Source organism: Promicromonospora kroppenstedtii, from assembly GCF_044389675.1.
Taxonomy (GTDB): domain Bacteria; phylum Actinomycetota; class Actinomycetes; order Actinomycetales; family Cellulomonadaceae; genus Promicromonospora; species Promicromonospora kroppenstedtii.
Genome location: NZ_JBIRYI010000009.1, coordinates 237,890 through 252,064, shown reverse-complemented (window position 1 = coordinate 252,064; position 14,175 = coordinate 237,890). Strand labels below are relative to the sequence as shown.

The 14,175-nt window shown below is 72.4% G+C and carries 13 protein-coding genes; 7 read left to right on the top strand and 6 right to left on the bottom strand.

The window, feature by feature from the left end; all coding sequences use genetic code 11:
- Positions 1 to 2 precede the first annotated feature (2 nt).
- Positions 3 to 416, bottom strand: coding sequence for a DUF2000 family protein (locus tag ACH47X_RS16285; protein WP_397405622.1), 414 nt, complete (start codon positions 414 to 416; stop codon positions 3 to 5).
- A 50-nt stretch (positions 417 to 466) separates the two neighbouring features.
- Between ACH47X_RS16285 and ACH47X_RS16280 the strand changes: the two genes are divergently transcribed.
- From ACH47X_RS16280 to ACH47X_RS16270, 3 genes are all read left to right on the top strand, one after another.
- Entirely contained in the window at positions 467 to 1,279 is an 813-nt protein-coding gene (locus ACH47X_RS16280; RefSeq protein ID WP_397405621.1) for an AraC family transcriptional regulator, read from the top strand.
- Positions 1,280 to 1,453: 174 nt separating this feature from the next.
- Positions 1,454 to 2,110 (top strand): uridine kinase family protein, encoded by a 657-nt coding sequence (locus ACH47X_RS16275; RefSeq protein WP_036966728.1) that lies wholly within the window; start codon positions 1,454 to 1,456, stop codon positions 2,108 to 2,110.
- A gap of 70 nt (positions 2,111 to 2,180) precedes the next feature.
- Complete coding sequence (locus ACH47X_RS16270; RefSeq protein WP_397405620.1) at positions 2,181 to 3,386, top strand: glycosyltransferase; 1,206 nt, start codon at positions 2,181 to 2,183, stop codon at positions 3,384 to 3,386.
- Between the two features lie 100 nt (positions 3,387 to 3,486).
- On the opposite strand, the gene ACH47X_RS16265 is transcribed toward ACH47X_RS16270, so the two are convergent.
- On the bottom strand, positions 3,487 to 4,743 hold the full coding sequence (locus tag ACH47X_RS16265; protein ID WP_397405619.1) for an amidohydrolase: 1,257 nt from the start codon (positions 4,741 to 4,743) through the stop codon (positions 3,487 to 3,489).
- A 134-nt stretch (positions 4,744 to 4,877) separates the two neighbouring features.
- Here ACH47X_RS16265 and ACH47X_RS16260 point away from each other — a divergent pair, with 134 nt between their 5' ends.
- The 4 genes from ACH47X_RS16260 to ACH47X_RS16245 all read left to right on the top strand — a co-directional run bounded on the left by ACH47X_RS16260 (position 4,878) and on the right by ACH47X_RS16245 (position 10,112).
- Positions 4,878 to 6,419 (top strand): LacI family DNA-binding transcriptional regulator, encoded by a 1,542-nt coding sequence (locus tag ACH47X_RS16260; protein WP_397405618.1) that lies wholly within the window; start codon positions 4,878 to 4,880, stop codon positions 6,417 to 6,419.
- A 482-nt stretch (positions 6,420 to 6,901) separates the two neighbouring features.
- Positions 6,902 to 8,032 (top strand): Gfo/Idh/MocA family protein, encoded by a 1,131-nt coding sequence (locus tag ACH47X_RS16255; protein WP_397405654.1) that lies wholly within the window; start codon positions 6,902 to 6,904, stop codon positions 8,030 to 8,032.
- The gene (locus ACH47X_RS16250) at positions 8,029 to 9,255 is read left to right on the top strand and encodes a dihydrodipicolinate synthase family protein (RefSeq protein WP_397405617.1); all 1,227 of its coding nucleotides are present in this window, start codon (positions 8,029 to 8,031) and stop codon (positions 9,253 to 9,255) included. Before ACH47X_RS16255 ends, ACH47X_RS16250 begins: the two co-directional genes overlap by 4 nt.
- A complete protein-coding gene (locus ACH47X_RS16245) occupies positions 9,252 to 10,112 on the top strand; it encodes a sugar phosphate isomerase/epimerase family protein (RefSeq protein WP_397405616.1) in 861 nt (286 codons plus the stop codon). Before ACH47X_RS16250 ends, ACH47X_RS16245 begins: the two co-directional genes overlap by 4 nt.
- Positions 10,113 to 10,229: 117 nt before the next feature.
- Here ACH47X_RS16245 and ACH47X_RS16240 read toward each other — a convergent pair whose 3' ends face one another.
- The 4 genes from ACH47X_RS16240 to ACH47X_RS16225 form a co-directional block, all read right to left on the bottom strand.
- Positions 10,230 to 10,970: a ferredoxin-NADPH reductase gene (locus ACH47X_RS16240; RefSeq protein ID WP_397405615.1), complete on the bottom strand. Its 741-nt coding sequence runs from the start codon at positions 10,968 to 10,970 to the stop codon at positions 10,230 to 10,232.
- A 5-nt stretch (positions 10,971 to 10,975) separates the two neighbouring features.
- Positions 10,976 to 11,815, bottom strand: a complete 840-nt coding sequence (locus ACH47X_RS16235; RefSeq protein WP_020015912.1) for a carbohydrate ABC transporter permease — start codon at positions 11,813 to 11,815, stop codon at positions 10,976 to 10,978.
- The gene (locus ACH47X_RS16230) at positions 11,815 to 12,768 is read right to left on the bottom strand and encodes a carbohydrate ABC transporter permease (protein WP_397405614.1); all 954 of its coding nucleotides are present in this window, start codon (positions 12,766 to 12,768) and stop codon (positions 11,815 to 11,817) included. Before ACH47X_RS16230 ends, ACH47X_RS16235 begins: the two co-directional genes overlap by 1 nt.
- A gap of 94 nt (positions 12,769 to 12,862) precedes the next feature.
- Complete coding sequence (locus ACH47X_RS16225; protein ID WP_397405613.1) at positions 12,863 to 14,158, bottom strand: ABC transporter substrate-binding protein; 1,296 nt, start codon at positions 14,156 to 14,158, stop codon at positions 12,863 to 12,865.
- Positions 14,159 to 14,175 lie beyond the last annotated feature (17 nt).

The following is a 14,175-nucleotide window of genomic DNA, read 5'->3' as shown; positions in this document are numbered from 1 at the left end:
CCTCAGGGGTGCAGGCGCGCGCCCTTGACCACCTTGTCGACGACGCGGCGTTCGCCGGCGACCGCGATCCCGACCAGGTCGAGCTTCCCGGTGGCCACGCCCGCGACGGCGGCCCGGTTGTCCGCGTCGTTCCCCGTGGCGAACAGGTCGGCCGTGTAGACGCCGACGCGCAGGCCGCGCGTGGCAGCGCGCTCCCGGAACGTGGCCAGCCGGTCGCCGTCGGCCACCATGACCATGACCGGGGTGCCGAGCATCGCGAGGTACTCCTGGCCGTCGGCGTCGCGATAGGTCTCGCCGACCAGCTCGGGGTAGGCCGCGGTCACGGCGCTGGACAGGAAGGCCGTGACGTTGTTCTCCTGCCAGGCGAGCAGGTCGTCGCGCAGCACGATCACGATCTTGGCTTGTTCGAAGGTCATGCCTCCCAGGGTGGCCGCGGACGGCGCCGCGGATCTTGTACGTTCTTGATGTGCCCCCGCTCGATCGCCCCGCCGGCCCGGCCCCCGACGTGGTGCGCGCCTGGCGGCCCGGGATCCCGGGCGTGGCCGAGGTGCTGCACGCCGCATGGCACGAGCACGCCTACCCGGCGCACACGCACGACACCTGGACCGTGCTGATCGTGGACCGCGGCCTGATCGGGTACGGCCTGGACGGTCAGGAGCACGCCGCGCGGCGCACCGGGGTGACCGTGCTGCCGCCGGGCGTGGTGCACGACGGGCGGTCCGTGACCGCGAGCGGTTTTCGCAAGCGTGTTGTCTACCTGGAGCCCACCGTGCTCGACGACGCGCTGGTCGGCCGGGCGGTCGACGCCCCGCTGGTCCCCGACGACACGCTGCGCAGGCGGTTCGTGGGCCTCGACCGGGCGCTGACCGCGCGCGAGGACGTCGCGGCCGAGAGCCTGCTCGCGCTGGTCACCGACGGCCTGGCCTGGCACCTGACCGGCCGTCCGACGCCACCGCGCGAGCCGCCGTCGGCGTCGACCGCCCGGCGGGCCCGCGACCTGCTCGACGCCGACCCGACCAGGCCGGTGCGGCTCGCCGAGGTCGCCGCCGAGCTCGACGTCACGGTGCCGCACCTGGTGCGCTCGTTCACCCGGGAGCTCGGCCTGCCACCGCACCGGTATCTGGTCGGACGGCGCCTGGACCTGGCCCGACGCCTGCTGCTGGCCGGCGAGCCCGCGGCCGACGTCGCAGCCGCCACCGGGTTCCACGACCAGGCGCACCTGACGCGGCACTTCCGCCGCCTGCTGCGGACGACGCCGGGGCGCTACCAACGGGGCTGACGAGGCCGGGCAGCGGTCCGGGCCGCCGTCGACCTTCCCCTTCGAGGCCCGACTTTTCTTCGCTTTCGGCCGCCGCAAAGAGGAGAAAGTTTGGCCTCGAAAGGGAGGAGCGTCACGCCCCACACCGCCGCGCACCGCAGCCACCGGCCGTCCGGTGCGGGAGAATCGGATCTCGTGACCGACCCCGTGACCGAGCCCGCCCTCTTCGACCTGCCCCCGGGTGCGCGGCGCCCCCGCGCGCGCGTGGTGCTGCTGACCGGACCGTCGGGTTCGGGCAAGACGTCGCTCACGCAGCGGCTCGGCCTGCCGGTGGTGCAGCTCGACGACTTCTACCTCGACATCGACCACCCCGGGCTGCCGCAGCGCTACGGCAGCGTGGACTGGGACAGCCCCGAGAGCTGGGACGGCAAGGGCGCGCTGGCCGCGCTGCAGGAGCTCGCCACCGAGGGCCGCGCCGAGGTGCCGGTGTACGACATCCCGACGTCGCGCCGCACGGGCATGCGCCGGCTCGACATCGGGGACTCGCCGCTGATGATCGCCGAGGGCATCTTCGCGGCGCAGCTCGTCGAGGAGTGCCGGGCCGAGGGGCTGCTCGCCGACGCGATCTGCCTGTCACGGCCCCGCCTGGTCACCTTCTGGTTCCGGTTCCTGCGCGACGTCGCCGAGGCGCGCAAGCCGATCGTGACGCTGCTGCGCCGGGGCACCTCGCTGCTGCGGTCCGAACCGGCGATGATCGAGCGGTGGGTCGCGCTGGGCTGCCGCGAAACCTCACCCGCTCAGGCGGAGAAAGACATCCGAAACCTCCTTGTGCAGAAGTCCTCGGATACGTAATCCTCGTGTAACCAAATTGCCATGTAACGCACATCCGCAGGGCTCACCCTGGGCACAGGAGGTGGTGTCTGTGATCCAGCGCAACGGTTTGCGTGTGCTCTCGCTCTACGAGGGCTTCTTCAGCGGCGGGGCTCGTGTCCTGCACTCGACAGTGGTTGCCGGTCTGCATCAGGGCGGTCGTCAGCAGCATTCCGTGCTGAGCCTGCACCACGAGGTCCGGCGTGAGGCCACCCTCCAGCGCATGGAGGACGACCCCCGCTACCGCGCCCTGCGCGCCGCGGGCGTCCGGATCGGCTCCCTGGGCCGCAGCACCGACGCGAATCACGACCCGCGGGTGTTCACCGAGGCCGAGCTGCGGGCCGCGGGCCACCAGGCCAGCGGATCCCACGTCATCCTGTCCCTCAAGGAGCAGCCGCTGCGGCTGGTGAACCAGGACGCGTTCCCGCAACGTCCGGTCATCGCGTGCCTGCACCGGTCCGACCCGGAGCACCAGGGCGATGCCCTCGGCGACCTGCTGACCGCGGCGGAACGAGGCCGGCTGGCCGCCGTCGTCTGTTGCGCCGAGTCAACACGCGACGCGTACCGGGAGGCGGGCGTACCCGCCGACCTGCTGCGCGTGGTGCCGAACGGCATCAACCTGGCCCGGTTCCGGCCGGTGCAGGGTGCGCGCCGGCTCGCCCTGCGGGGCGCGGCCGGGATCCCGGCCGACGCGACGGTCGTGGTCTACGCCGCGCGGTACGACGAGATGAAGAACCCCGAGTTGTTCCTCCGCTCGGCCCGGACGTTCCTCGAGCTCGACCCCGCCGGCTACGTGCAGATGTGCGGGGCGGGCATGAGTCCGGCCAACCCCGCGCTGCAGGACGACCTGGCCCGCATCTTCGGCGACCGCCCCGACCTGCTGGAGCGCCTGGAGCTGCTGGGCGTGCGCCACGACATGGAGCTGGTCTACGCGACGGCCGACGTCGTCGCGCTCACCTCGACGTTCGGCGAGGCCGCACCGCTCTGCCTCATCGAGGGATCGATGTGCGGGGCCGTGCCCGTCACGACCCCGGTGGGCGACGCACCGTCGATCGTCGAGCGGATCGGGTTCGTGACGTCGTTCGAACCCGACGAGATCGCCGCGACCTGGATCGAGGCCGCGGCCCGTCGCGAGGAGCTGGAGTCGGCGCGCACCGCCGTGCGGCCGAAGTTCAGCCACGTCCGGATGATCGCCGGGTACTCCAGCGTCATCGAGCGCACGCACCGCGACGCGGGGCTACGGATGGCGCGGGTCTGAGGGGGTTCCGGCCCTCGGAGTGATCGGTAGAACGTCAGGTGATCGGCGCCTCAGGGTGCCGATCACCTGACGTTCAGCCGCTTACCTGACCTCTTGCCGATCACGCACGCTGTGCCGCGGCCGGCAGCCAGGTGCCCGCGGCCGTGACCAGTGCCGTCACACCGTTCTCCAGTGTCGGGTGCGGCACCGGCGCGTAGTGCGGCGAGTGGTTGGAGGGCACGGTCAGGAGCGCCGGGTCGCTCAGGTCGCCGGTCGTGAAGAGGCCCGGGTCGGTGCCACCGAGCAGCCAGTACGACAGGGGCGCCCCCGCGCTCGTCGCCAGGATGCCCACGTCCTCGCTCCCCGCCCCCGCTCCTGGGTCGAGGAGGTTCTCGGGGCCGAGCCACGACGCGAAGGCGGCGAACGTCCGGGAGAGCGCGGCGTCGTCGTTGACGACCACGGGGAACCGTTCGATCGGGGTGATCGTGGGCTCCTCGGTCGCGCCGGAGGTGATCGCCTCGCCGCGCACGATGCGCTCGACGGCGTCGAGGATCCGCTGCCGCACCGCCTCGTCGTAGCTGCGGATGTTGAGCTGCAGCTCGGCCTCGCCGGGGATGACGTTGGCGGCGTCGCCGGCGTGGATCGAGCCCACGGTGAGCACGGCGGTCGCCGTGCTCGGGATCTCGCGGGACACGACCGTCTGCAGGCGCAGCACGGTCTCGGCGGCCATCACGATCGGGTCGACCGACGCCTGGGGCATCGATCCGTGCGCACCGCGTCCCGCGAGCCGGACCCGGAGCGAGTCGGAGCCCGCGTACGACGCGCCGGGATGCCCCGCGATCCTGCCCGCCGGCAGCGGCGCCACGTGCTGGCCGAGCACGACGTCGGGTGTCGGGAAGCGGTCGTAGAGGCCGTCGTCCACCAGCGCCTGGGCGCCCTGACCCAGTTCCTCCGCGGGCTGGAAGACCACGAGCAGGGTGCCGGCCCAGCTCTCGCGGGCGTGCGCCAGCACGTCGGCGGCGCCCAGGAGGCACGTGGTGTGCAGGTCGTGCCCGCAGGCGTGGTCGACCGGCACCGTCTTCCCGGCCGCGTCCGTCGCGGTCGCGGTGCTGGCGTAGTCGAGGCCGGTCTCCTCCCTGACCGGAAGGGCGTCCATGTCGGCGCGGAGCAGCGCCGTCGGGCCGGACCCGTTCCGCAGGATGCCGACGACGCCGGTCTTGCCGATGCCCGTCGTCACCTCGAAGCCGGACGCCGTGAGCCGGTCGGCGACGATCCGCGCGGTGCGATGCTCCTGGAAGCCGAGCTCGGGATATCGGTGCAGGTCCTGGTACAGGTCCGTGAGCGCCGGGTCGAACGGGACGTGCTGATGTGGGGTCATGGCAGTCCTCCGTCGTCCGTCCCCACGCTAGGCGCGGCCCGGGTGGCCCGCTCGCGGGGGCCGGCGGGCGGTTTTCCGTACTCTGAAAAGCCGCTCGGCGACCATGAGCGCGCCGGACACGGCAGGATGACCTCATGTCCGACGCCCCCGTCACCCTGAGCCAGGTCGCCCGCGAGGCCGGCGTCTCGCTCGCCACGGCGTCCCGCGCGATCAACGGGAGTGCTACCCGCAGCGTCCGCGAGGACCTGCGCGAGCGCGTCCTGGAGGCCGCGCGCCGCCTCGCCTACTCGCCCGACCCCAGCGCGCAGGCCATGGCCCGCGGCCGCACCACCGCGCTCGGGCTCGTGGTGCACGACATCGCCGACCCGTACTTCTCGACGATCGCTGCCGGTGTGGCGCGTGCGGCGGAGCGGGCGGGCCTCATCGTGACGCTCGCGTCGACCGAGCACAGCTCGGCCCGCGAGCTCGCCTTCGTCGAGCTGGCGCGGCGGCAGCGGTCACGCGCGATCATCCTGGCGGGCGGGCGGCTGGAGCCGGAGGGCGCCGGCGGGTCGGGGGACGACGGGGGATCGGAGGCCGTCGGCGGGTCGCGGGGCGCGGGTGGTTCCGGTGCGGGTGGTTCCAGTGCGGGTGAGCCGCGGGCCGATGCGGCGGCGGAGGCCGCCGGAACGGCCGAGGCCGTCGGAACGGCGGAGGCCGTCGGAGTAGCGGAGGCCGCTGGAATGGCGGAGGCCGTCGGGCCCGCTGCGGACGACGGCGGCGCCGCGTCGGAGCCCGGCGCACTGGAGGCCGCGCTGAACGCGTTCCAGCAGGCCGGGGGTGGGGTTGCGCTGGTCGGGCAGCCGATCGGCAGCCTGCCGGTGGTGAAGATCGCGAACGCCGACGGCGCGGCCGATCTCGCGAAGGCGCTGTACGAGCACGGCTACCGCCGGTTCGCCGTGCTCGCCGGCCCTGCGGGACACCGCACAGCCGCGGACCGGACCAGCGGTTTCACGCGCGCGCTCGCCGAGCTCGGCAGCCCCGTCGCACCCGACGACGTCCTGACCTGCCCCTTCACCCGCGACGGCGGGTACACCGCGATGCGCGACTTGATCGCGCGAGCCGATGCGGCGACGACGGCGGGCGTGTCCGGCGCGGGCGGGGCGGACGGCGGAGCGGACGCGGCGGGCGGCACGGACGCGGCGGGCGGCGCGGGCGCGGCGGGCGGCGCGGGCGCGGCGGGCGGCGCGGGCGCGGCGGGCGGCGCGGGCGCGGCGGGCGGCGCGGGCGCGGCGGGCGGCGCGGGCGGCGCGGGCGCGGCGGGCGATGACTCGGCGACGGGTGCCTCGGCGACGGGCCGCTCGGCGGCCGACAGCTCGGCGGCTCACGGCTCGGGTCGGCTGCCCGAGCTCGTCTTCGCCGTCAACGACGTCATGGCGGTGGGCGCGATGGCTGCCGTCCGCGATGCCGGGCTGAGCGTGCCGGACGACGTCGCCGTGGCCGGGTTCGACGACATCCACACCCTGCGCGACGTCTCCCCCGGGTTGACGACCGTACGGATCCCGCTCGCGGAGGTCGGCGAGCTGGCGACCGACCTGGCGCTCGGTAAGGCCGGCGACCTGAGTACGCCGGTGCGCGGCGAGGTAGTGCTCCGCGAGTCGACGCCGGCCCTGGCCGGCAAGGACGGACGCCCCTGAGCGCCGCCCCTGCCTGACCTCCTGCCCAGCGCCGCGCGGCAACTGACGCCGGCAACAAGCAGCCCACAGCACGATCGGCAGTTGGCATCGTCGGCAGTCGGCACGGTCGGCAGTTGGCATCGAGGTCGGCTCAGGCCTGAGCCGATCTCGATGCCAACTGCCGAGTCTGCGGGGCAAACTGCCGCGTCCCGCAGCAGAGGGCCGAGTCTGCGGGGCAAACTGCCGCGTCCCGCCGCCGGGCGCCACGCCGGCGCCCGCAGACCCATCGACGCCCGGTCCGCAGACCCATACACGCCCGGCCCACTGCCCCGCCCCACCCCGGCCCACTGCCCCCACCCGGCCCCGCCCCACTGCCCCGCCTCACCCCGGCCCCATGTACTCACCCGGAAACGTGCGCTACGCTCCCCTGGAAAGCGCATTCCAAGACGGCGCTCAACACCACCGACGATGGAGTCCCGCCCGTGACCACACTTCGCATCGCCATGAACGGCGTCACCGGCCGCATGGGTTACCGCCAGCACCTCGTGCGCTCGATCCTGCCGATCCGCGACCAGGGCGGCGTCACGCTCGCCGACGGTTCGCGCGTCCAGGTCGAGCCCGTGCTGGTGGGCCGCAACGCGGACAAGCTCAAGGAGCTCGCGGCCAAGCACGACGTCGAGCACTGGACCACCGACGTCGACGCGGCCATCAAGGACGCCGACATCGTGTTCGACGCCGCGATGACCAACCTGCGCGCCGCGACCCTGTCCAAGGCGATGCGCGAGGGCAAGCACGTCTTCACCGAGAAGCCGACGGCGGAGACCCTCGCCGAGGCCATCGACCTCGCGCGGTTGCAGGCCGAGACCGGCGTGACCGTCGGCGTCGTGCACGACAAGCTGTACCTGCCGGGCCTGGTGAAGCTGCGCCGGCTGGTGGACGAGGGCTTCTTCGGCCGCATCCTGTCGCTGCGCGGCGAGTTCGGCTACTGGGTGTTCGAGGGCGACTCGCAGCCCGCCCAGCGCCCCTCGTGGAACTACCGCGCCGAGGACGGCGGCGGCATCACCACCGACATGTTCTGCCACTGGAACTACGTGCTCGAGGGCATCCTCGGCCAGGTCAAGACGGTGACCGCGCGGACCGCCACGCACATCCCGACCCGCTGGGACGAGCAGGGCCGCGAGTACACCGCCACGGCCGACGACGCCGCGTACGGCATCTTCGACATCACCACCCCGGGCGGGGACGACGTCGTGGCGCAGATCAACTCCTCGTGGGCCGTGCGCGTGTTCCGCGACGAGCTGGTCGAGTTCCAGGTGGACGGCACGCACGGCTCCGCCGTCGCGGGCCTGCGCGAGTGCCGCGCCCAGCACCGCGCGCACACCCCCAAGCCCGTGTGGAACCCGGACCTGCCCGTCACCGAGCCGTTCCGCGACCAGTGGCTCGACGTCCCCGCGAACGCCGACCTGGACAACGGCTTCAAGCTGCAGTGGGAGGAGTTCCTGCGCGACGTCGTCGCCGGGCGCCCGCACCGCTACGACCTGCTCTCGGCCGCGCGCGGCGTGCAGCTCGCCGAGCTCGGCCTGCGGTCCTCCGCGGAGGGCCGCCGCATCGACATCCCGGAGATCACCCTGTGAGCGGGGTCGCCGTCGTCCTCCCCCTGTTCGACGCCGAGGGCCGCGTCGCCGGCTCCGAGGCCGTCGAGCTGAACGCCCCCGGCCCGTGGACCACGCCGTCCGGCCCGATCACGTCCCGCGTCGCCTTCGCGGCCGCCCATGTGGTGCCGCAGGTCGGTGCGGAGAACGTGCCGGGCGCACCCGCCGTCGTCGACTGGGACGCGACACTCGCCTACCGGCACCGCATCTGGAAGCACGGGCTCGGCGTCGCCGACGCGATGGACACTGCCCAGCGCGGTATGGGCCTCGACTGGGCAGCCACCCAGGAGCTCATCCGGCGCTCGGCGGCCGAGGCCGCGTCCGTGGGCGCGCGCGTCGCGTGCGGTGCGGGCACGGACCAGCTCTCGCCGGAGACCGTCGCGGCCCTCGAACCGGGCGACGCCGGCCTGGCCGTCGTCACCGAGGCCTACCGCGAGCAGGTGCACGTGGTGCAGGACGCCGGGGCGCAGGTCATCGTCATGGCCTCCCGCGCGCTGACGCGCGTGGCCCGCGGCCCCGAGGACTACGCCCGTGTGTACGACGCCGTGCTGGCCGAGGCCGACCAACCCGTCGTCCTGCACTGGCTGGGCACCATGTTCGACCCGGCTCTGGCGGGCTACTGGGGCTCGGACTCCGTGGACGACGCCACCGCGACGTTCCTCGACCTGATCCGCGCGCACCAGCCCCGGATCGACGGCGTCAAGGTCTCGCTGCTCGACGCCGCCCACGAGGTGGGCCTGCGCCGGGCGCTGGCGGCGCTCCCCGCCGTGGACGGCAACCGACCCCGGCTCTACACCGGCGACGACTTCAACTACCCGGAGCTCATCGCGGGCGACGAGCAGGGACACTCGGACGCGCTGCTCGGCATCTTCGCCGCGATCTACCCGGCGGCCTCCACGGCCCTGCAGGCGTTCGACGCCGGGGACGCCGAGGGCGGCCACAAGATCCTGGCGTCGACCGAGGCGCTGGGGCGGCACATCTTCGCCGCGCCGACGTACTACTACAAGACCGGCATCGCGTTCCTGTCCTGGCTGAACGGGTTCCAGTCCGGGTTCTCGCTGGTGGGCGGCCTGCACTCCGGCCGGTCGCTGCGGCACCTGGTCGAGCTGGCCCGCCTGGCCGACGGCTGCGGCATGCTGCTCGACCCGCCCCTGGCCGCCGCGCGGCTGCGGGCGTTCCTGACGACGAACGGGGTGACCGCATGAGCCGGGCATCGCTGAACACCGCGACCGTCAAGCACGCCTCGCTGGCCGAGGCGTGCGAGGCAGCGGCCACGGCGGGCTTCGGCGCCGTCGGGCCGTGGCGTGACGTGGTGCAGGCCGTCGGCGCGCCGCAGGCGGCGCGCATCATCGCGGACGCCGGGCTGCGCGCGTCGTCCCTGTGCCGCGGCGGATTCCTCACCGCGGCGGACGACGCCGGCATCCGCGCCGCGCTCGACGACAACAAGCTGGCGATCGAGGAGGCCGCGACGATCGGCACCTCCGAGCTGGTCTTCGTGGTCGGCGGCCTGGTGGGCTCGACGCCGGGCGGCGCCCCGACGTCGGACGTGGACCGCGACCTGGTCGCGACCCGCGGCCGGGTGGCCGACCGCATCGCCGACCTGGTGCCGTTCGCAGCCGAGCACGGGGTACGGATCGTGCTGGAGCCCCTGCACCCGATCTTCGCCGCGGACCGCGCGGTGATCTCCACGCTGGCGCAGGCGCTGGACCTGGCGGCGCCGTTCGCGGCGTCGGAGGTGGGCGTGGTAGTTGACACCTACCACGTGTGGTGGGACCCCTCGCTGCAGCGGTCGATCGCACGGGCCGGCCGGGAGGACCGCATCGCGTCGTACCAGGTGTGCGACTGGGCGCTGCCGCTGGCGGCCGAGCCGCTGAACTCGCGGGGGCACGTGGGCGACGGGTACGTCGACTTCGCGACGATCACCGGCTGGGTGCGCGACGCCGGGTACGTGGGCGACATCGAGACCGAGATCTTCAACGAGGAGATCTGGGCCCGCCCGACGGCGGAGACCGCGGAGACGGTCCTGACCCGCTACGACAAGCACGTGGCGCCGTACCTGTAGGGAAGCAGATCTACTTCGAGGCCCGGGTTTCTTCGCTTTGAGCTCTGTCAAAGCGAAGAAACCCGGGCCTCGAAGGTGCGTGGGTGAGACCGGCAGAAAGTGCTGTGGTCAACGCCGTCAGGCGGGACGAGCGGCCGCCGGGCGGAGGACGAAGCGGCAGACGCCCCAGACGGCGAACAGCAGCGGGGCCGCCGCGAAGCCCAGGCCGACTGCCGGGCGGGCCGCGACGACCGAGACCAGCAGGCCGAGCACGACCAGCGCGCCGGCCGAGAGGTACCAGCGCCGCACGCCGAGCACCAGGGCGGCGAGCAGGACGTCGCGCAGGCGGGCGTCCGGCATCTCGGGCACCGCCGCGAGGGCGAGGAGACCGGTCAGCACCGCCACGACGGCGAGCGTCACCAGCACGGGGATCGCGACGGCCCCCGCCGTCCGGCCCCAGAAGAAGGCCACGTCCACGACCGCCACGACGACGGCACCCGCCGCGAGCGCGCCCAGCGCCAGCCCGCGACGCAGGTGCCGGCGCCAGGCGCCGGCGAAGGTGCGGACCACCGTCGTCGACCCGTCCGCGCTGAAGGCGGCGAACACCGAGAACGCCGCGATCAGGGCCGGTCCGAGCAGCGGCGCCGTCAGGGCCGCGAGCGGCCAGGTCGACGCGAGGTCGGTCGCGACGAGCAGGACCACCAGCGGCAGGCAGGCGACCGCGAGCAGCAGGTTGGTCATCAGACCCGTGTAGACCGTGCCGAACACCAGCTCGTAGGTCTCGGGGCCGATCAGCAACCGGCGGCGGCGCGGGCCGGCGCCGGCCGCGGGACCCGCGCCCGCCGTCGCGCCCACGCCGGCCGCCAGGTTCGCGCCCACGGCACTCACCCCTTCACGCCCGTCGTCGCGACGCCCTCGACGAAGTACCGCTGGCCGAGCAGGAAGATCAGGGCGATCGGCAGGACCGACAGCACGGAGCCCGTCATGATCAGCGCGTGCTCGGCGTTGTACTCGCCGATGAACGACTGCAGGCCGATCTGGATGGTCCACAGCTCGCGGTCACGCAGGTAGATCAGGGGACCGAGGTAGTCGTTCCAGGTCGAGACGAACGTGATGATCGTCAGCGACGCCAGGGCCGGCACCGACAGCGGCATGATGATGCGCCACCAGATCCCGTACTCGGACAGCCCGTCCAGGCGCGCGGCCTCCGACAGGGAGTCGGGGATCGACTCGTAGTACTGCTTCATGAGGAACACGCCGAAGGCGCCGAACGCCTGGAGCAGCATGATCGCCCACAGGGTGTTGTTCAGGCCCCAGCTCGAGAGCATCTGGAACTGCGGGATCATGTACGACTGCCAGGGCACCGCGATGGTGCCGATGTACAGCAGGAACAGCGGCTCGCGGCCCGGGAAGCGCATCTTGGCGAACCCGTAGGCGGCGAAGCTGCCGGTCAGGACCTGTAGCACCGTCACGGCGACGGACAGGACGAGGGTGTTGCGCACCCACGTGACCATGTCGGCCTTGACCCAGATGTCGAGGTAGTTGCGCCACTGCACGGGGTCCGGGATCCACTGCACCGGCGCCGTGAACACCTGGTTGTTCATCTTCAGCGACGAGATCACCATCCAGGCGAACGGGAGCATGATGCCCGCCGCGGCGAGGATCATCACCACGTAGAGCAGCACCCGGCCGGACCTCCGGAGGGCGGACGGACGGGCGGCCATCACGCTTCCTTCCGCTTGTTGTACAGGAACTGCACCACGGTCACGGTGATGCAGATGAAGAACAGGACGACGGCGACGGCCGAGGCGTAGCCGAACTCGAACTGCTCGAAGCCCTTCTGGTAGATGTACTGGCTGAGCACGAGGGTCGCCTGGCCCGGGCCGCCGTCGGTCATGACGAGGATCAGGTCGAAGACCTTGAAGCTCTGGATCGTGACCATGACCGTCACGAAGAACATCGTGGGCCGCAGGCAGGGCAGCGTGACGTTCCAGAAGCGCTGCCAGGCACCGGCGCCGTCGATGCGGGCGGCCTCGTGCAGCTCGCCGGGCACGGTCTGCAGGCCGGCCAGGAACAGGAGCATGTAGTAGCCCATGTCCTTCCACGTGCCGACGATGATCACCGCGGGCATCGCCCAGTCCTTGGAGACCGTCCAGCCGGGCATCTCGCCGTCGATGAACAGGCCCAGGAACTGGTTGATCGGGCCGTACTCGGGGCTGAACAGCATGTTCCACACGACGGCGACCGCGACGATCGACGTGATGTACGGGAAGAACGCGACCGTGCGGAAGAACGCCGCGCCGCGCAGCTTCTGGTTCAGCAGCAGCGCGAGCCCCAGGGAGGCCGCGATGGTGATCGGGATGTGCAGCGCTGCGTAGTAGAAGGTGTTGCCGAGCGCGGTGTGGAAGCTCTTGTCCCCCACCAGGCGCGCGAAGTTGTCGAGGCCCACCCACTGGGCGGCGCCGAAGATGTTCCAGCTGGTCAGGGAGATGTAGAACAGCGTGAGCACCGGCGCGAGGGTGAGCACCGCGAAGCCGAGGAAGTTCGGCAGGATGAACGTCCAGCCGACCAGCGCGTTACGGACCTTGAGCGAGGTACGCGGGGTCCGGAGCGGAGGCCGGGTGTCGGGCTGCGCGAACCCGAGGGTGCGCTCTTCGCCGACGACCGGTGTCGTCATGGGGTTCGTCTCCTTGGGAAGCGGGGTGGTCCGGGGCGCGCGCCCGGGCTCGGCTCGAGGTGCCACCGAGCCCGGGCGCGCGGGTCGGCCGAGGTCAGCCGACCTCGTTGGCGACGCGCTCCTCGGCCTCGGTGATCGCCTCGTCCACCGGGGTGGACTCGGACATGATCGCCGAGTGGGTCTCGCCCAGGATCGTCTGGATGGCGGCCGTCTTCTGGCCCACCGGGTTCTCGGGCAGGGTGTCGTGCGTGGTGTAGGCGAACCGCGACAGCTCGTCCTGCGGCACACCCTCGAGCCCGAAGATCGCGTCGGCCACGGCGTCGTCGATCAGGGCCGGCGTGATGCCGATCTCGGCGAGCGCGGCAGCGCCCTCGGGGCCGGCGGCGAACCGCAGGAAGTCCTTGGCGGTCTCGATCTTGGACTCATCGATGCCCGAGCTGATGCCCATCGTGGTCGGGTCACCGAACGTCACGGGGGTGTTCTCCGTGCCGGTCGTGGACTCGTCGAGCTGCGGGATCGGCGCGATGCCCCACTCGAAGGTGTCCGCGGCGCCCGACTCCTGCTCCGCCACCAGCGTGCCGATGTACCAGGAGCCCATCGGGAGCATCGCGGCCTTCTGAGTGCCGAACTGCGACTGGTAGGCCAGCTCGTTCGTGGTCACGGTCGCGAACGACGGCTGCGCGCCGGCGTCCTGCAGCGCGAGCTCGCGCTCGTAGTACGGAGCCAGGAACGAGAAGTCGCCGCCGTCGAGCGACGCGCCCGGGGTCTGCGAGAGGGCGAAGCCCTGCACGGTGGACTGCCAGCTGTGCAGGTAGGTGCCCGTGACGTCCTTCTCGCCGATGCCCTCGGTGAGCTGCTCGGCGGCGTCGGCGTAGTCGTCCCAGGTCCAGGAGCCGTCGGGCAGGTCCACGCCGGCCTTCTCGAAGAGCTCCTTGTTGTAGTAGAGCAGCCACGAGTCCTGGCGGTAGGGAACCGCATAGGTCTTGCCGTCGACCGCCATCGGCTCCAGGCCGCCCGTCGTCGGGTCGAGCTCGCCCGCCACGTCCGAGATGTCGAGCAGCGTGCCGCCCTCCTGGAACGTGATGTAGTTCTTCAGGTTCTTCACGATGAAGACGTCCGGCGCGGCGCCCGCGGCCAGGTCGGCCGTCAGCGCAGTGTCGTAGTCGTCACCCGCCGGGTACTCCTTGAGCTCCACGGTGACGTCGGGGTTGGCCTCGTGATAGGCGTCCGCGAGCGTCTGGAACTCCGGCGTGGACGCGAAGTCCCAGCCGGCCAGGCTGATGGTCACCGGGCCGTCGGCGGCCGCGGGCTCGTCCTGTCCGCCGCACCCCGTCAGGGCCAGCGACGCGGCGGCGGCGATGCCGAGCGCGCTCATGATCTTGCGGTTCATTCCAACTCTCCTTCGAG